Source organism: Actinokineospora terrae (assembly GCF_900111175.1).
GTDB lineage: Bacteria > Actinomycetota > Actinomycetes > Mycobacteriales > Pseudonocardiaceae > Actinokineospora > Actinokineospora terrae.
Genome location: NZ_FOGI01000001.1, coordinates 482,194 through 498,951 on the forward strand (window position 1 = coordinate 482,194; position 16,758 = coordinate 498,951).

The window sequence follows — 16,758 nt, forward strand, 5'->3', positions numbered from 1 at the left end:
GCAAGAAGCGCCAAGCCTGACGCTCGCCCAAGAGCCGACCCACACGCGCCCCATCGAGCATCCCTCAGCTCACCACCCCCGGCCCGAAGACGCACCCGACCGCCTCACCCGGCCACCGTCATTGCCCCGGCCCCGCCCGTCGAGGCCCTCGCGCGCCCAACTGCTCGATGGGTCGGACTTGTTTCGCGTGGGGGGACGGCGCCCGTAGCGTCGTTCGCGGACAGGGCCCTGCTTTTCGGCCCCTGCTTTGCGGTCCTGCCACGGGTGTCGTAGGGGCCCCGCGCGAAACAAGTTCGCCCCATCGAGCACCCCCACCCCACCACCCCCAGCCCGACGACGCACCCAAGCACCCCGCCCAGCCAGAAGACCCACCCGAGAGCGGCAAAGCCTAGTCGCCCTCCCTCTAGCCCGTTCAGACCATCGCGGCGTGGCGTTCGGACTAATCGCGGTTGGTTTGTCACCATCGGGCGCATGAGATTCCCGGGTTTGCTCAGCCGCTCGCAGCCGCCGCGCCCCGGGATCACCGGGTCGGCCAAGGTGGATCGGCGGACCGGTGACCTGCTGCGACGGCTCTCGCCGGGCGACGTCGTCGTCCTCGACCACCTCGACCTGGACCGGGCCACCGCGGACGCGTTGCTGCGCGCGGACGTCGCCGGGGTCGTCAACGCCTCGCCGTCGATCTCCGGGCGGTTCCCGAACCTGGGGCCGGAGTTGCTGGTCAACGCGGGCATCCCGCTGATCGACGGTGTCGGCCAAGACGCGCTGCGGGTGATCAAGGAGGGCAGTCGGGTCCGGCTGCACGAGGGCGGGGTGTACCTCGGCGACAAGGAGGTCGCCAGCGGCACCCGGCAGACCGCGGAGACCATCGCCGACCAGATGATCGAGGCGAAGGCCGGGATGTCGGCGCAGCTGGAGGCGTTCTCCGCCAACACCATCGAGTTCCTCCGCCGCGAGCGCACCATGATCCTCGACGGCATCGGCGTCCCGCAGATCCCGGTGCAGATGCGCGGGCGGCAGGTCGTCGTGGTGGCCCCGGGTGTCGACCACGTCGACGACCTGCGCGGTCTGCGCCGCTACATCGCCGAGCACCGGCCCGTGCTCATCGGCGTCGAGTCCGGTGCCGACGCGCTGCGCGCCGCGGGGCACCGGCCGGACGTGATCGTCGGCGACCCGGACGGCATCTCCACCGACGCGCTGCGCAGCGGCGCCAGGATCGTGGTGCCCGCCTACGTCGACGGGCACGCCCCCGGCCTCAACCGGGTGCAGGACCTGGGCATCGAGGCGGTCACCTTCCCCGCCTCCGGCAACTCCGAGGACCTGGCGCTGCTGCTGGCCGAGGCGCACGAGGCGACCCTGGTGGTCGGCGTGGGCTTCCAGGCGACGCTGCGCGAGTTCCTCGACCGCGGCCGCTCCGGGTCCAACCCGTCGACCTTCCTGACCCGGCTCAAGCTCGGCGGCAAGCTCGTCGACGGCAAGGCGGTGGCCACCCTGCACCGCAGCCGGGTCTCCGCGGGCGCGGTGGTCGTCATGGTCGGTGCCGCGCTGCTCGCCATCACCGCCGCCATCGCCGTCTCCGGGGTCGGCGCCGCCTACGGCGACTGGTTCACCGACACCTGGTCCGCGGCGTTCTCCTGGGTGAAGGGGCTGTTCTCGTGATCACCTTGCGCTACCACATCACCTCCATCGCCGCGGTCTTCCTGGCCATCGCGGTCGGGGTGGTGCTCGGCTCGACGACGCTGAGCCGGTCCCTGCTGTCCGGGATCACCACCGAGAACAGCGACCTGGGCACCCAGGTGACCCAGCTGGAGCAGGACCGCAACGCGCTCAACGCGCGGCTGGCCGACGGCGACTCGTTCGCGGGCGCCATCGGGCCGCTGGCGGTGCGCGGCGCGCTGGACAAGCGCACGGTCGTGCTGATCACCACCGCCGACGCGCACCCGGCCGACCGGGACGCGGTGAAGGCGTTGGTGACGGCGGCGGGCGGCAGCGTCACCGGCGAGCTGCAGCTCACCGACGCCTTCGCCGACCCGGCCAAGGCCGACCAGCTCAAGGAGATCGTGACCAGGTTGCTGCCCGCGGGAGTGCAGCTGCCGACGGTGACCGACCCGGGGACCCTCGCGGGCGGGCTGCTCGGTCCGCTGCTGCTGATCAGCAAGGCGGACAACAAACCGCAGGCGTCGCCGGAGGAGACCGCGGCCGCGCTCGCCGGGCTCACCGAGGGCGGGTTCCTCGCCGCCGCACCGGACATCGCGCCCGCGCAGCTCGCCGTGGTGCTCACCGGCGGAGCGTCCACAGGGGACGACGCGGGCGACGAGGCGGCCACCATCGCCCGGTTCGCCACCCAGGTCGACCGCGCGGGCGCGGGCACCGTGCTGACCGGTGGGCTCGGTTCCGCCGAGGGTTCCGGCGCGGTCGGGGTGGTCAGGGCCGACACCGCGGCGACCTCCATTCTGTCCACAGTGGACAACGTGGACACCCCGGCGGGCCGGGTGGTCGTGGTGCTCGCGCTGGCCGAGCAGGTGGCCGAGCGGGCGGGCCGCTACGGCAGCGCGGGCAACGCGCAGGCCGCCGCGCCCGGCGCCCCTGCGGAGTAAGGGCATCGCTCGGGAGGGTGACGTGGTCGCGCGGGGTCATGAGCATCCCTCACCAACGCGTGAACGGTACTCCCGGACGGGTACGGACCATGATCAGCTGGTCATTTTCCGACCGTCGGAACCGATGACGCCCGTGGTGGAAGTCCGTTCCGCCACGGGAGGTCAAGGAGCAACCATGGGGCACATCACCAAGGCGCGGATCGCGTTCACCGCGGCAGCCGCGTTCACCGCGCTGATCGCGACCGGCACCCCGGCGCTGGCCGTCGCCGCGCCCGGCACCGCGCACATCGGGTCGGCCAACCTGGTCCGGTTGGGCATCCCCACGACCCTGCAGCCCATCGCCCAGTGCTCGGTCACGGGCCCGAGCACGGGCTCCTCCGGCGTCGTCAGCGCCGCCGGGGTGAAGTTCGGTGGTGGCACCTCGACGTGCACCACCAGAGTCGTCGACGCCGACGAGGGCCTGACCGAGACCAAGTCCGAGGCCACCGGCTCGAACTTCGAGCTGTCCGCGCTGGTGCTGCTCGGCGGGCCGCGGCTCAAGATCGGCACCTGGAAGGTGAGCTGCGTCGGCGACAACGAGGGCTCCACCGCGGGCTGGTCGTTCGGCGGGCTCACCGGCCTGGCCGCGCTGCCCAACCCGCTGCCGACCAACTACGTGCGCGAGCTCAAGGGCGGGCTCAACGAGACCCTGGCGACCATCACCTTCAAGGAGGTGACCACGCCGCCGGACGGCAGCATCACGCTGAACGTGGCGCACATCCGGTTCCTGCCGCCCTCGGGCATCTCCGGGGACGTGCTGGTCGGCGCGACCACCTGCTCGCCGACCCCCTGACCCGATCCGCGGCCCCGCCACCGCCCCCAACCGGGGCGACACGGCGGGGCCGCGCGCTGTGCGGACCCGCGCGCGGCTGGTGTTAGCATGAAACCCCGTGGACCGGCGCGGTCAGAACGCCGCGGCCAGCGCGATAACACCACCGCGACCTAGACCACGGGAGCCCTCTTGGTGCAGCACGCTCGGACGACCAAGCACGTCTTCGTCACCGGAGGCGTCGCCTCCTCGCTCGGCAAGGGCCTCACCGCCTCCAGCCTCGGTCAGCTGCTGACCGCGCGCGGCCTGCGGGTGACGATGCAGAAGCTCGACCCGTACCTCAACGTCGACCCCGGCACCATGAACCCGTTCCAGCACGGCGAGGTGTTCGTCACCGAGGACGGCGCCGAGACCGACCTCGACATCGGCCACTACGAGCGGTTCCTCGACCGCAGCCTCTCCGGCAGCGCGAACGTGACCACCGGCCAGGTGTACTCGGCGGTCATCGCCAAGGAGCGGCGCGGCGAGTACCTCGGCGACACCGTCCAGGTCATCCCGCACATCACCGACGAGATCAAGGCCAGGATCCGGGCGATGGCCGAGCCGGACGCCTCCGGCCGCGCCCCGGACGTGGTGATCACCGAGGTCGGCGGCACGGTCGGCGACATCGAGTCACTGCCGTTCCTGGAGGCCTGCAGGCAGGTCCGCCACGACGTGGGCCGCGACACCGTGTTCTTCCTGCACGTGTCGCTGGTGCCCTACCTGGCCCCCTCCGGTGAGCTCAAGACCAAGCCGACCCAGCACTCGGTGGCCGCGCTGCGCAACATCGGCATCCAGCCCGACGCGATCGTCTGCCGCGCCGACCGGGAGATCCCGGCCGGGCTCAAGCGCAAGATCGCGCTCATGTGCGATGTGGACACCGACGCGGTCGTGGCCGCGCCGGACGCCCCGTCCATCTACGACATCCCGCGCGTGCTGCACGGCGAGGGCCTCGACGCCTACGTGGTGCGCCGCCTCGGGCTGCCCTTCCGCGACGTCGACTGGACGGTGTGGGGCAACCTGCTCGACCGGGTGCACAAGCCGACCGAGACGGTCCGCGTCGCCCTGGTCGGCAAGTACGTCGACCTGCCGGACGCGTACCTGTCGGTGACCGAGGCGTTGCGCGCGGGCGGGTTCGCCCACCGCGCCAAGGTCGAGGTCGTCTGGGTGCCCTCGGACGCCTGCGAGACACCTGCCGGTGCCGCCGCCGCCCTGTCCGGGGTGGACGGTGTGCTGGTGCCGGGCGGGTTCGGCGTGCGCGGCATCGAGGGCAAGATCGGCGCCATCACCCACGCCAGGGTCAACCGGGTCCCGGTGCTGGGCCTGTGCCTGGGCCTGCAGTGCATGGTGATCGAGACCGCGCGCAACCTGGCGGGCATCGCGGGCGCCAACTCCGCGGAGTTCGCCGACGAGACCACCGACCCGGTGATCAGCACCATGGCCGACCAGCAGGACGTCGTCGCCGGTGAGCGCGACATGGGCGGCACCATGCGGTTGGGGTCCTACCCGGCGGCGCTGGCCGCGGGCTCGGTGGTGGCCGGTGTCTACGGTGAGCGCGAGGTCACCGAGCGGCACCGGCACCGCTACGAGGTCAACAACGCCTACCGCGACCGGCTCACCCAGGCCGGGGTGCACTTCTCCGGCACGTCGCCGGACGGGCGGCTGGTCGAGTTCGTCGAACTGCCCGCCGAGGCGCACCCGTTCTTCGTCGGCACCCAGGCGCACCCGGAGCTCAAGAGCCGCCCGACCCGCCCGCACCCGCTCTTCGCCGGGTTCATCGGCGCCGCGCTGACCTACCTGCGCGCCGAGCGGCTGCCGGTCGACCTCGACGAGCCCGAGAAGGTGGACGCGTGAGCACCCGACCGGGCAGTCACGCCTTCGAGGTGGTGTCCACCCGCGACATCCACGTCGGCCGGATCCTGGCGCTGCGCCTCGACGAGGTCGCGATGCCGGGCGGCACGACGGCCAACCGCGAGGTCGTCGAGCACCTCGGCGCGGTCGCCGTGGTCGCGCTCGACGACGACGGTTCGGTGGCGTTGATCCACCAGTACCGGCACCCGGTGGGCGACCGGCTGTGGGAGCTGCCCGCCGGGTTGATCGACCACGCCGACGAGGACCCGCTGGAGGCCGCGCGCCGCGAGCTGGTCGAGGAGGTCGGGCTCGCCGCCGCCGACTGGTCGGTGCTGGTGGACCTGGCCGTCTCGCCCGGGTTCACCGACGAGGTCGTGCGCGTCTACCTGGCCACCGGGTTGTCCACTGTGGACCGGGTGGTGCTCGGCGACGAGGAGGCCGACCTGGTCATCGACCGGGTCCCGCTGGCCGAGGCCGTGCGGCGGGTGCTGGCCGGGGAGATCACCAACGCCGCCGCGGTCGCCGGGTTGCTTGCCGCGCACGCCGTCACCACCGGCGCGGTCGGGGCGCGGCCCGCCGACGCGCCGTGGGAGGGCAGGCCGAGGGCGTTCGAGCGCCGCGGCTGAACCGCGGGGGCGGCGGGGGTCAGTCGCGCAGGCGCCGACCCTCGCCGTCGTGGCCGCCGCTGACCAGCAGCACGACCCCGTCCACCAGGCACCAGATCCCGAAGCCGCCGCAGGTGAGCAACTGGGCGATCGCGATCCCGTAGTGGCCCGTGTAGAAGCGGCCGACGCCGAACGGCAGGAAGATCTGCAGCAGGCCCGCGACCACTTTGGACTTGTCCGACGGCATCATCTCGTACGGGACCGGCGGACCGAACGCCTGGTTGACCGGCGGGTAGTACGGCAGCGGCTGGGGCGGCGGGGCGGCCCAGGTCGGCGGCACCAGGAACGGCGGGTGCGGCGCGGGCAGGTCGGCGAACAGCACCCGCAGGTCGCCCCGGGTCACCGCGTCCGCCGCGGCGCCGACCCGCTGCTCGTACTCGCTGATGGGCAGCCTGCCCTGCGCGAAGTGCTCGCCGAGCGCGCGCATCGAGTCCTCGCGCTCAGTGGTGCCGACGCGCACGGAATCGGGACCACCTGGGACGCTCACGCCGCCCACGATACGTGAGTGCCGCCCCCGGTTCGGCCGGTCCGGCTAGGCTCGGCTGATGGGTTCCGGCGGCGGTGGCACGGTCGAGGCCGCGCTGCGCACCTACCTCGACCACCTCGCCGTCGAGCGCGGCACCGCGACCAACACCCTCGACGGGTACACCAGGGACCTGGGCCGCTACCTCGACCACCTCGCCGCGCACGGGGTCCGCGACCTGGCGGCGGTGGGGGAGCGGCACGTGTCCTCGTTCCTGGTGCTGCTGCGCGAGGGCGACACCGACCACCCGCCGCTGGCCGCGTCGTCGGCGGCACGGGCCGTGGTCGCCGTCCGCGGGCTGCACCGGTTCTCGCACCGGGAGGGTCTCGTCGAGCACGACGTCGCCAGGGGCGTGAAACCACCGATCCCGCCGCGGCGGCTGCCCAAGGCCCTGCCGGTCGACGACGTGCTGCGGCTGCTGGAGGCCCCGCACGGCGACGGGCCCGGCGAACTGCGCGACCGCGCGCTGCTGGAGGTCCTCTACTCCACCGGCGCCCGCATCTCCGAGGTCGTCGGCCTCGACCTCGACGACATCGACGCCACCGACCGCACCGTGCTGCTCGACGGCAAGGGCGGCAAGCAGCGGCTGGTCCCCATCGGACGACCCGCCCTGGACGCCGTCGACGCCTACCTCGTGCGCGCCCGACCCGGCTTCGCCGCCGCAGGCCGCGGTACCCCCGCGGTGTTCCTCAACCGCAGGGGCGGTCGGCTGTCGCGGCAGAGCGCGTGGACCGTGCTCAAGGCCGCCGCCGAGCACGCGGGCATCGCCGCGCCGGTGTCGCCGCACACCCTGCGGCACTGCTTCGCCACCCACCTGCTCGAAGGCGGCGCCGACGTCCGGGTCGTGCAGGAGCTGCTCGGGCACGCCTCGGTGACCACCACGCAGATCTACACCCTGGTCACCGTGACCACCCTCCGTGAGGTGTACGCCACCGCGCATCCGAGAGCGATCGGCTAAGAGTGCTGGTCAGTCGGCGGTTGAGGTGAAAACTCCCCAAGTCAACCTGTTTTCGATGATCCTTCCCCTACTCTGTTCCGCCGGAGGTGCGCGATGGGCGCGATGGGCGAGGTTGACGAACCCGGGCTGGAGCGGCTGACCCTGCCGGAGGTGCTGCACGCGCTCAGCGACCCGACCAGGCTGGCCGTGGTGACCCAGCTCTCGGACGCGGGCGAGATGTCGTGCGGGCACCTGGACGTCTCGGTGGCCAAGTCGACGTTGTCGCAACACCTGCGGGTGCTGCGCGAGGCGGGGGTGACCCACACCCGCCGCGACGGCAACCAGCGCTGGCTCTCGCTGCGCCGCGAGGAGTTGGACCGCAGGTTCCCCGGGCTGCTGGAGTCGGTGCTCGGCGCCGTCATCCGGGTCGACGGCTAGCCGCCCCGGCACCCGGGTGGTCTTGACAACCGGCTCGACAGGTGCGGCGCGCACCGGCGAGCCGCGTTGGTGGCTGACCGGCACCCGCTTACGCTGCGCGTGACAGCAACGCAGGCGACAAGGAGCTAGATCGCCATGTCGACACTTCCGCACGGGGGTGCCGTGGAGCTGAGTATCGCGCCGCGCGCAGCCTCCGACGCTGACGACGACGGCCCGGAGGAGGTAGGCGGCACCGGGGTCGGCCCGACCGGTCGGCCCAAGCGGCACATCCCCGAGCCCGCGCTGCTCGACCACCACGGTCCGGCGCGGGTGCTGGCGATGTGCAACCAGAAGGGCGGCGTCGGCAAGACCACGTCGACGATAAACCTGGGCGCCGCGCTGACCGAGTTCGGCCGCCGGGTGCTGCTGGTGGACTTCGACCCGCAGGGCGCGCTGTCGGTCGGCCTGGGCATCCCGGCCCACCAGCTCGACCGCACCATCTACAACGTGCTCATCGAGCGGTCGGTCGGCATCGAGGACGTCGTGCTGCGCACCGGCGTCGAGAACATGGACCTGCTGCCCAGCAACATCGACCTCTCCGCCGCCGAGGTGCAGCTGGTCTCCGAGGTCGGCCGCGAGCACTCGCTGCTGCGCACCATCCGGCCGGTGCTGCACGCCTACGACTACATCCTGGTCGACTGCCAGCCCTCGCTCGGCCTGCTCACCGTCAACGCCCTCGCCGCCGCCGACGGCGTGCTCATCCCGCTCGAGTGCGAGTTCTTCAGCCTGCGCGGGGTCGCGCTGCTCATCGACACCATCGAGAAGGTGCGCGAGCGGCTCAACCCGAAGCTGGAGATCACCGGCATCCTGGCCACCATGTTCGACCCCCGCACCCTGCACTCGCGCGAGGTGATGGCGCGCGTGGTCGAGGCGTTCAAGGACACCGTGTTCGACACCGTCATCAACCGCACCGTGCGGTTCCCGGAGACCACCGTGGCCGGTGAGCCGATCACCACCTGGGCGCCGCGCTCGGCGGGGGCCAAGGCTTACCGCCAGCTCGCCCGCGAGGTGATCGCCCGGTGACCAACCCGCTCGACCCGGTCCCCGGCGGCACGCCGCGCCAGAAGCACAGCTCGAAGATCACCGTCTACGTCTCCGACGAGGAGCTGCTCGCCCTCGAACAGGCCAGGCTGACCCTGCGCGCCGGGTTCGGCGTCGCCGTCGACCGCGGCCGGGTGGTGCGCGAGGCGGTCGCCACCGCGCTGGCCGACCTCGCCGAGAACGGCGCGGACTCGGTGCTGGTGCGCAAGCTGCGCCAGGACGGCGGCCAGTGACCGAGGAGGAACCCGCGGTCGCGGTGAGCGGTCGGTTCACCGTGCGGCTGTCGAACTTCGAGGGCCCGTTCGACCTGCTGCTGCAGCTGATCTCCCAGCACCAGATGGACGTCACCGAGGTGGCGCTGCACCGGGTCACCGACGACTTCATCGCCCACATCCGCGCGCTCGGCGACGACTGGAGCCTCGACGAGACCACCGAGTTCCTCGTCGTCGCCGCCACCCTGCTCGACCTCAAGGCCGCCAGGCTGCTGCCCGCAGGCGACGTCGAGGACGAGGAGGACCTGGCGCTGCTGGAGGCCCGGGACCTGCTGTTCGCGCGGCTGCTGCAATACCGGGCGTACAAGCAGGTCGCGGCCCTGTTCAGCGAACTGGAGGCGGGGGCGCTGCGGCGGTACCCGCGGTCGGTGGCGCTGGAGGACCGGTTCCAGGAACTGCTGCCCGAGGTGCTGATCGGCGTCGACCCGGAGCGCTTCGCCGCCATCGCCGCCGCGGTGTTCCGGCCCAAGCCGCCGCCGGTCGTCTCCCTCGACCACCTGCACATGGGGCGGGTGTCGGTCCGGGAGACCGCGGCGCTGCTGCGGGTCAAGCTGGCGGAGCTGGGGCGGGCGAGCTTCTCCGAGCTGGTGGCCGACTGCGAGCACACCATCGAGATCGTGGCCCGCTTCCTGGCGCTGCTGGAGCTGTACCGGGAGGCGACGGTGCTGTTCGAGCAGCCCGACGCGTTGGGGGACCTGCACGTGGAGTGGACCGGCGGCGCGCTGACCGAGGCCGCCGCGGCACCGGTCGGCACCGAGGACGAGGACTATGGCTGACAACGACCAGACCGAGACCCCTGCCGTGGTGGACGAGGTGGCAGTGGACGGGGATGCCACGCCGGTAGACCAAGAGGCTCCGGTGGACCAAGAGGCACCGGTGGACCAGGCGGCTCCGGTAGATCAAGACGTGCCGGTGGGCGAAGAGGCTCCGGTGGGGCAAGAGGCACCGGTGGGCGATGAGGCACCGGTGGACCACGACGTGGCGGTGGATGACGAGGCCGCGCCTGAGGCGGACGCTGATCTGGTGCAGACCGGGTCGGGGTTCCCGGACCTCACCGAGGACGCCGAGTTCGAGTCCGCGCTGGAGGCCGTGCTGCTGGTCGTCGACTCGCCCGCGGAGGAAGAACTGCTCGCGACCGCGACCGACCAGCCGGTGCGGCGGGTCCGGGAGACGCTGCGGCGCATCGCGGCCCGTTACACCGAGCAGGGCAGTGGGATCGACCTCCGGCGGGTCGGTGAGGGGTGGCGGTTCTTCACCCGTGACCGGTACGCGCCGGTCGTGGAGAAGCTGCTACTCGATGGCCAGCGGGCGAAGCTCACCAGGGCCGCTTTGGAGACACTGGCCGTCATCGCCTACCGTCAGCCGGTGACCCGGTCCCGGGTCGCCGCGGTGCGCGGGGTGAACGTCGACGGCGTCATCCGCACCCTGGTGGTGCGCGGGCTGATCGAGGAGACCGGGACCGATCCCGAGACGGGTGGGATCCTGTACCGCACGACCGAGTTGTTCCTGGAGCGGTTGGGGCTGTCCTCGCTGGAGGACCTGCCCCCGATCGCCCCGTTGCTGCCAGAAGTGGATGCGATCGACGATGTCAACTAGCCCAGAGGGCGTCCGGCTGCAGAAGGTCCTCTCCAGTGCCGGGGTGGCCTCGCGCCGCGCGGCCGAGGACCTCATCGACCAGGGCCGGGTCAGCGTCGACGGCGAGGTCGTGCGCGAGCAGGGCAAGCGCGTCGACCCCGACGCCGTGGTCATCCACGTCGACGGCGTGCGCGTGGTGGTCCGGGAGGACCGCGTCTACCTCGCGCTGAACAAGCCGCGCGGCGTGCACAGCACCATGGAGGACGACCGCCGCCGCCCGTGCGTCGGCGACTACCTGCGCGACCGCAGCGACCGCCTCTTCCACGTCGGCCGCCTCGACGCCGACACCGAGGGCTTGCTGCTGTTCACCAACGACGGCGACCTCGCCCACCGCCTGATGCACCCCTCGTTCCAGGTCCTCAAGACCTACCTCGCCGAGGTCCCCGGCCCAGTCGCCCGCGACGTGGGCAAACGCCTCCGCGACGGCGTGATGCTCGACGACGGCCCCGCCTCCGCGGATTCCTTCCGCCTGGTCGACAGCTACGCGGGCAAGGCCCTGGTCGAGGTGGTCCTGCACGAGGGCCGCAAGCACATCGTCCGCCGCATGCTGGAGGAAGTCGGCCACCCCGTCCTCCAGCTGGTCCGAACCCAAATAGCCGACGTCCGCCTCGGCAACCAGCGCCCAGGCTCCCTCCGAGCCCTCAACCGCACCGAGGTAGGCGCCCTCTACACCGCCGTCAACATGTAACCCACCCCGGCACCCGCATTGTTCACTGAAGAGGCCGTCAATCATGACGGCCTCTTCGTCGTCGAATCAGCCGACTGCGGCTGGCGGTGATCGCCATGATGTCCGGTCGATCGGTGAACGACGCCCTCGTCCTCTGGCTGGTCCTGTGATTCGGGAGCCGAGCCTGCGAGTAAGATCGAACTTCCGCGCCTGGTGGGCGTTGCCAGGAGGCGAGAGCCTGTGGAGGGTGGTTGAAGTTCAACACGAGCGACCCCGACATCTCGACCATCGTGAACCGCATCGAGGACGGCACATACGACCTTCAGCCGGATTTCCAGCGCGGCGAGGTGTGGACGCGAAGCAAGAAGCAGAGATTGATCGACAGCATCCTCCGCGAGTGGCACATTCCGCCAATCCACCTGGTCGAAAAGGAAGACAATACGTTTGACGTCCTGGACGGCCAGCAGCGCTTGACGGCGATACGCGACTTCGTGCGCAACGAGTTTCCCGTCGATGGCCGGATCGAGCCGAACGATGCCTCGATCGTCACCCTCCATGACTTCACGTACGATCAGCTCCCGCCGTCGCAGATGCGAAAGTTCAACCAGTTCTCCATCCGGGTCTTCGCGTTGACCAACTACACGTCAGACGAGCCGCACGAACTGTTCTTCCGTTTGAACCAGCCCACGATCCTCACTGAGGCGGAGAAGCGCAACGCTTTCATCGGCGGGCCTCGCAACCAGGTTCGCGAGTTGGTCTCCTGGGCCGTCGAACGCGGTCTGGTCGCGGAGCGGATCGGCTTCTCGAACGCGCGGATGGCATACGACGATCTGATCGCGCGCTTCCTGCTGACCCTGGAGAAGCGCACGTTGACGGAGAAGGTGACCGCTCAGCGCATCACCAACCGCTACCGGGCGCCTGTGATGTTTCCCGACACCACAGTGGCCCAAGCGAAGGAGTCGCTCCAGTTCGTGCTCGACCTCCCCTTCCTCGGGCGAGGGGGCTCGCGGCGTCCCAACAAGGCCACGATCCACACCTGGTTGTGCATGGCCGCCAAGTTGCATCGTCACAGCAGCCTGGACGTCTACGGAGCCGCGCTCGCCGACATCATCGACCTCGTCGAGCAGAGCCGGGCCAAGCCCGGCCCGAGTCTCTACCGCGCTCGCCATGTCCTCTCGGTGTTCAACGATCGCGCCACATCCCGCGTTGCCGACGTGTCATCGGTCGTCTTGCGGGATCTCACGGCGTGGATGTTGTTCGTTGAACGCGTTCCCATGGCGGCGGCCGCGGGGCCGTTTATCGACGAACTCGAACAGGCCTGGAAACACGTTGATCAACCCGATTTGGATCGGTCGCTGTACGAGTTCGCGGTGAGGCAGAAGTGGGGGGACAACCCGTGGCTCTGAGGCAGGCGGCGAGAGAGCGCACGCTCCGGAAGATGTCGAACCGTCCGTACACCACTCGGCTCGCGAAGGCCGAGTTCCACGGGGGCGGACAGGTCTTCGAGCTCACTTTCGGGCCTGGCGTCACCGTGCTGTGCGGCGGAAACGGTGCCGGGAAGTCCCGAACCCTGGGTGCGTTGATCAGGTGTATCGCTTCGGGTGATGATACAGATAACCAGGTGTACTCGCCGGAGTTGCCGCATTGGCTCTCGTCTGTCTCCGTCGCCGGGAGCACGGCGGGCGAAGAGTGGACGATCGAGTTCGACGGCAGGACGCACAACCGATCGGGCCGGGTCCCCGCAGCGGTCGTCTACATCGATCCTTCGATGGAGACTGAGACGCTGATTCGGAGATTCCGCGATGACGACAACCGGGAAGACCTCAAGGAAGGCGTCGACCCGGCTCCGCTGCACGACAACGACGTCCTGCGGATCGGCTACATCCTGCGCCGCTCGTACACGGCCATCCGGGTGTACGAGGTCACAGCATTCAGCGAGGACGACACCCCCACTCCCTACTTCGAGGTCGACGCCCACGGTCACTCCTACGACCTGCTCGGAATGGGTCGCGGTGAACTGATGGCTACTTACCTGCTGTGGCGGCTGCGTGACCTCGAGCCGGGCACGGTGGTGCTCATCGAGGAGCCGGAGAGCCATCTGGCGGCCTTCTCGCAGCGAGCGTTGATCGACGCCATGGTGTCGTTCGCCGCCGACCGGGATCTCACCATGGTCATCTCGAGCCACTCGCCCGGCTTGATCAACTCCCTGCCCGACGACAATGTCGTGCTCCTCAAGGGACCGCCGGAGCAGGGCTTCCGGCAGGGCATGGGCATTCCCGCGATCACCGGTTTCCTGGGGATCCCAGCCACTCGAAACGCAATTGTGGTGGTGGAGGACCTCGTCGCCGCGCAAGTCCTGCGGGCCCTGCTCCAAGCCGTTGCGCCCGCCTTTGCCGCTGTCGTGAGTATCAGGTACGCGCACACAGGCGAGTCAGGAGTGCACAGGGTCCTCGGCGAGCTGCGGCACATCGCCCCGGACGGGTTCGCGCTGGTCGGCATCCTCGACGGCGACCAGCGCGGCAAGACCGATGATACGAACCGGCTTTGGCACCTCCCAGGCACTGTGGCGCCGGAGGCGTTGCTGCGCGGTGCTGCGGAGCGGTGGAGGGCTGACACCGCCACGACGTGGACCCCGAATCTCCCCGGCGGCGTTGAACGTCTTCGGATGGCGCTGGAGAACCTGGCGGGTCAGGAACACCACGATTGGCTGATGGGGCTCGGCAAGCACTACGGCGACACCGCTCAGGTGATCAGCGCCGTGGTGGACCTCGTCCTTGACGACGAGCAGCACCGACGTGAAGCCGAGGAACTCGCGGACTGGTTGAAGCAACGATGCGACCCCGCACCGTGACACCTTCGCCCAGGTCGGCGCTTGCTCGCGGCCCGCGTACGAGTTGTGACGCACAGTGTGAGATCCCCCCACTCTGTCAGTCCCCCACGGCATGATCCCCCCATGACCGACGAGGGGTTCTGGCAGTTGATCGGTCGGGCCACGGAGCAGCCTGGGGATCGGGACGAGCAGAGCGAGTGGCTGACCGAGGAGTTGACGCGGTTGCCGGTGGGGGAGGTGGTGGAGTTCGCGCGGCGGTTGGCGGAGGTCAGGCGGCGGGCGGACACCTGGACGATGTGGGCGGCGGCGCACCTGATCGAGGAGGGGTGTTCGGCGGACGGGTTCTGCTACTTCCAGTTGTGGTTGTTGACGCTGGGGCGCGAGGTGTTCGAGCGGGCGGTCGCGGATCCGGACAGCCTGGCCGAGGTGCCCGGGGTGTTGGCGTTGGCGGGGCGGCCGATGCGGGAGTGGTCGGACCAGGACTGGCCGGAGTGGGAGAGCCTGGACTTCGCCGCGCACGAGGCGCACCAGGAGGTGACCGGGGTGGAGTCCGGGCTGGAGCGGCTCGGGTTGCCCGGGGCGGCGGCCACGCCGGTCGACGCGGAGTGGGACATCGAGGACGAGGACGAGGTGCGGGCCAGGCTGCCGCGGCTGTGGTCGCTGTTCGCCGCGGCACGCGCGCACGTCTGAAGGAACGAAACGGGCACCGGGCTTGTTACCGTGGTGTGGTGAACGTCGAGGTGACCCCGCTGCCGGGGATCGGGACCCGTCATGACTTCGTGTCGCGCACCGGGCGGCGCATCGGTGTGATCACGCACCGGGACGGCCACTTCGACCTGGTCGTGTCCCGCCACGACGACCCGGACTCGTGCGTGGCCTCCATCCCGCTGACCGTGGAGGAGTCCGCCGCGCTGGCCAACCTGCTCGGCGCGCCGAACCTGGTCGCCCAGCTGCGCGACCAGGCCCCCGGGGTGAGCACCCGGCAGCTGCCGATCGCGCCGAACTCCCCGTACGACGGCCGCACCCTCGGCGACACCGCGCTGCGCACCCGCACCGCGGTGTCCGTGGTGGCCGTGGTCCGCGCGGGCACCGTGCACCCCTCGCCGCAGCCCGACTTCGCGCTCGGCGGCGGCGACCTGTTAGTGACGGTCGGCACGGGCGACGGCCTGGCCAAGGCCGCCGAAGTCCTCGAACGCGGCTGAGCGGGGCAAGGCTCTTGCACGATTCCTCCATCTCGTTGATCGAGCTGGGCGCTGTCTTCTTCGGGCTGGGTGTGCTCGGACGGCTTGCCTGGCGCATCGGCGTGTCCCCGATCCCGCTGTACCTGGTCGGCGGGATCGCGTTCGGCGCTGGCGGCCTGGTGCCTTTAGAAGGCATCGAGGGGTTCACCGAGATCGCCAGCGAGATCGGCGTCGTGCTGCTGTTGCTGCTGCTCGGCCTGGAGTACTCGGCCGCGGAGCTGGTGACCGGGCTGAAACGGTCCTGGGTCGCCGGGGTCGTCGACATCGTGCTCAACGCCGTGCCCGGCGCCGCGGTCGCGTTGTGGCTCGGCTGGGGTCCGGTCGGCGCGCTGGCGATGGCGGGCGTCACCTACATCTCGTCGTCCGGGATCATCGCGAAGGTTCTCGGCGACCTGGGGCGGCTGGGCAACCGCGAGACGCCCGTCGTGCTGTCGATCCTGGTGTTCGAGGACCTGGCGATGGCCGTCTACCTGCCGATCCTCACCGCGCTGCTGGCCGGGGCGACCCTGCTCGGCGGGCTCACCGCGGTCGGGGTGTCACTGGTCGCGGTCACCGTCGTGCTCGTGATCGCGCTGCGCTTCGGCCGGTACGTCTCGGTGCTGGTCGACAGCCCGGAGCCCGAGGTGTTCCTGCTGCGCGTCCTCGGCGCCGCGCTCCTGGTCGCCGGCCTCGCCTCGCAGTTGCAGGTGTCAGCGGCGGTGGGCGCGTTCCTGCTCGGCATCGCCATCTCCGGTTCGACCGCGGAGAACGCCACCAAGCTGCTCGAACCCCTGCGCGACCTGTTCGCCGCGATGTTCTTCGTGGTCTTCGGCCTCAACACCGATCCCCGCAGCATCCCGCCGGTCCTGGGCTTCGCGGTGGCCCTCGCCGTGGTCACCACGGTCACCAAGATCGGCACCGGCTGGTTCGCCGCCAGCAGGCAGGGCATCGCGACCCTCGGCAAGGCCAGGGCGGGGGCCGCGCTGGTGGCGCGCGGCGAGTTCTCCATCGTCATCGCGGGCCTGGCGGTCAGCGCGGGGGCCGTGGACAACCAACTGGCCGCCCTCGCCACCGCGTACGTGCTGCTGATGGCCATCATCGGCCCGGTCGCCGCGCGCGTCGTCGAACCCGTCACCCGTGTGTTCATGCGCAAGCCCCGCCCTGCCACGGCCTAGCGACCTCCGGCGCCAAGCCGTGGC

General features: G+C 70.7%; 18 protein-coding genes. 17 read left to right on the plus strand and 1 reads right to left on the minus strand.

What is annotated here, in order from left to right:
• The first annotated feature begins 471 nt into the window (after positions 1–471).
• From steA to BMY07_RS02000, 5 genes are all read left to right on the plus strand, one after another.
• The gene (steA, locus tag BMY07_RS01980; RefSeq protein ID WP_092774638.1) at positions 472–1,656 is read left to right on the plus strand and encodes a putative cytokinetic ring protein SteA; all 1,185 of its coding nucleotides are present in this window, start codon (positions 472–474) and stop codon (positions 1,654–1,656) included.
• Entirely contained in the window at positions 1,653–2,594 is a 942-nt protein-coding gene (locus BMY07_RS01985; protein WP_092774639.1) for a copper transporter, read from the plus strand. Before steA ends, BMY07_RS01985 begins: the two co-directional genes overlap by 4 nt.
• A gap of 175 nt (positions 2,595–2,769) precedes the next feature.
• Positions 2,770–3,426 (plus strand): hypothetical protein, encoded by a 657-nt coding sequence (locus tag BMY07_RS01990; protein ID WP_092774640.1) that lies wholly within the window; start codon positions 2,770–2,772, stop codon positions 3,424–3,426.
• 171 nt (positions 3,427–3,597) lie between these two features.
• Positions 3,598–5,295 (plus strand): CTP synthase, encoded by a 1,698-nt coding sequence (locus tag BMY07_RS01995; protein WP_092774938.1) that lies wholly within the window; start codon positions 3,598–3,600, stop codon positions 5,293–5,295.
• On the plus strand, positions 5,292–5,918 hold the full coding sequence (locus tag BMY07_RS02000; protein ID WP_245782140.1) for an NUDIX domain-containing protein: 627 nt from the start codon (positions 5,292–5,294) through the stop codon (positions 5,916–5,918). Before BMY07_RS01995 ends, BMY07_RS02000 begins: the two co-directional genes overlap by 4 nt.
• Positions 5,919–5,937: 19 nt before the next feature.
• On the opposite strand, the gene BMY07_RS02005 is transcribed toward BMY07_RS02000, so the two are convergent.
• On the minus strand, positions 5,938–6,444 hold the full coding sequence (locus BMY07_RS02005) for a DUF1707 domain-containing protein (protein ID WP_281245019.1): 507 nt from the start codon (positions 6,442–6,444) through the stop codon (positions 5,938–5,940).
• 58 nt (positions 6,445–6,502) lie between these two features.
• Between BMY07_RS02005 and xerD the strand changes: the two genes are divergently transcribed.
• The 12 genes from xerD to BMY07_RS02065 all read left to right on the plus strand — a co-directional run bounded on the left by xerD (position 6,503) and on the right by BMY07_RS02065 (position 16,734).
• A complete protein-coding gene (xerD, locus tag BMY07_RS02010; protein ID WP_092774641.1) occupies positions 6,503–7,438 on the plus strand; it encodes a site-specific tyrosine recombinase XerD in 936 nt (311 codons plus the stop codon).
• A gap of 102 nt (positions 7,439–7,540) precedes the next feature.
• Positions 7,541–7,855 carry an ArsR/SmtB family transcription factor gene (locus BMY07_RS02015; protein WP_092774941.1) on the plus strand — a complete coding sequence of 105 codons (315 nt, stop codon included), beginning with the start codon at positions 7,541–7,543 and terminating at the stop codon, positions 7,853–7,855.
• A gap of 135 nt (positions 7,856–7,990) precedes the next feature.
• Positions 7,991–8,917 carry a ParA family protein gene (locus tag BMY07_RS02020; RefSeq protein ID WP_092774642.1) on the plus strand — a complete coding sequence of 309 codons (927 nt, stop codon included), beginning with the start codon at positions 7,991–7,993 and terminating at the stop codon, positions 8,915–8,917.
• Complete coding sequence (locus BMY07_RS02025) at positions 8,914–9,168, plus strand: hypothetical protein (RefSeq protein ID WP_092774643.1); 255 nt, start codon at positions 8,914–8,916, stop codon at positions 9,166–9,168. Before BMY07_RS02020 ends, BMY07_RS02025 begins: the two co-directional genes overlap by 4 nt.
• Positions 9,165–9,983, plus strand: a complete 819-nt coding sequence (locus tag BMY07_RS02030) for a segregation and condensation protein A (RefSeq protein WP_092774644.1) — start codon at positions 9,165–9,167, stop codon at positions 9,981–9,983. The genes BMY07_RS02025 and BMY07_RS02030 overlap by 4 nt, the downstream gene beginning before the upstream one ends.
• Positions 9,976–10,803: an SMC-Scp complex subunit ScpB gene (gene scpB / locus BMY07_RS02035; RefSeq protein WP_245782141.1), complete on the plus strand. Its 828-nt coding sequence runs from the start codon at positions 9,976–9,978 to the stop codon at positions 10,801–10,803. The genes BMY07_RS02030 and scpB overlap by 8 nt, the downstream gene beginning before the upstream one ends.
• Positions 10,793–11,530, plus strand: coding sequence for a pseudouridine synthase (locus BMY07_RS02040; RefSeq protein WP_092774645.1), 738 nt, complete (start codon positions 10,793–10,795; stop codon positions 11,528–11,530). Before scpB ends, BMY07_RS02040 begins: the two co-directional genes overlap by 11 nt.
• Before the next feature lie 230 nt (positions 11,531–11,760).
• A complete protein-coding gene (locus BMY07_RS02045) occupies positions 11,761–12,915 on the plus strand; it encodes a DUF262 domain-containing protein (RefSeq protein WP_092774646.1) in 1,155 nt (384 codons plus the stop codon).
• Positions 12,906–14,360 carry an AAA family ATPase gene (locus BMY07_RS02050; RefSeq protein ID WP_092774647.1) on the plus strand — a complete coding sequence of 485 codons (1,455 nt, stop codon included), beginning with the start codon at positions 12,906–12,908 and terminating at the stop codon, positions 14,358–14,360. The genes BMY07_RS02045 and BMY07_RS02050 overlap by 10 nt, the downstream gene beginning before the upstream one ends.
• Positions 14,361–14,462: 102 nt before the next feature.
• Positions 14,463–15,029: a DUF4240 domain-containing protein gene (locus BMY07_RS02055; protein ID WP_092774648.1), complete on the plus strand. Its 567-nt coding sequence runs from the start codon at positions 14,463–14,465 to the stop codon at positions 15,027–15,029.
• 38 nt (positions 15,030–15,067) lie between these two features.
• Positions 15,068–15,541, plus strand: a complete 474-nt coding sequence (locus BMY07_RS02060) for a cation:proton antiporter regulatory subunit (protein ID WP_092774943.1) — start codon at positions 15,068–15,070, stop codon at positions 15,539–15,541.
• Positions 15,542–15,555: 14 nt separating this feature from the next.
• Positions 15,556–16,734, plus strand: coding sequence for a cation:proton antiporter (locus BMY07_RS02065; protein WP_092774649.1), 1,179 nt, complete (start codon positions 15,556–15,558; stop codon positions 16,732–16,734).
• Positions 16,735–16,758: the final 24 nt, after the last annotated feature.

Excerpts from the sequence above, each read along its gene's own strand:
- xerD (WP_092774641.1), top strand. The coding sequence starts at position 6,503 with ATGGGTTCCGGCGGCGGTGGCACGGTCGAGGCCGCGCTGCGCACCTAC.
- steA (WP_092774638.1), top strand. The coding sequence starts at position 472 with ATGAGATTCCCGGGTTTGCTCAGCCGCTCGCAGCCGCCGCGCCCCGGG.
- BMY07_RS02015 (WP_092774941.1), top strand. The coding sequence starts at position 7,541 with ATGGGCGAGGTTGACGAACCCGGGCTGGAGCGGCTGACCCTGCCGGAG.
- BMY07_RS02055 (WP_092774648.1), top strand. The coding sequence starts at position 14,463 with ATGACCGACGAGGGGTTCTGGCAGTTGATCGGTCGGGCCACGGAGCAG.
- BMY07_RS02020 (WP_092774642.1), top strand. The coding sequence starts at position 7,991 with ATGTCGACACTTCCGCACGGGGGTGCCGTGGAGCTGAGTATCGCGCCG.
- BMY07_RS01990 (WP_092774640.1), top strand. The coding sequence starts at position 2,770 with ATGGGGCACATCACCAAGGCGCGGATCGCGTTCACCGCGGCAGCCGCG.
- scpB (WP_245782141.1), top strand. The coding sequence starts at position 9,976 with ATGGCTGACAACGACCAGACCGAGACCCCTGCCGTGGTGGACGAGGTG.
- BMY07_RS02040 (WP_092774645.1), top strand. The coding sequence starts at position 10,793 with ATGTCAACTAGCCCAGAGGGCGTCCGGCTGCAGAAGGTCCTCTCCAGT.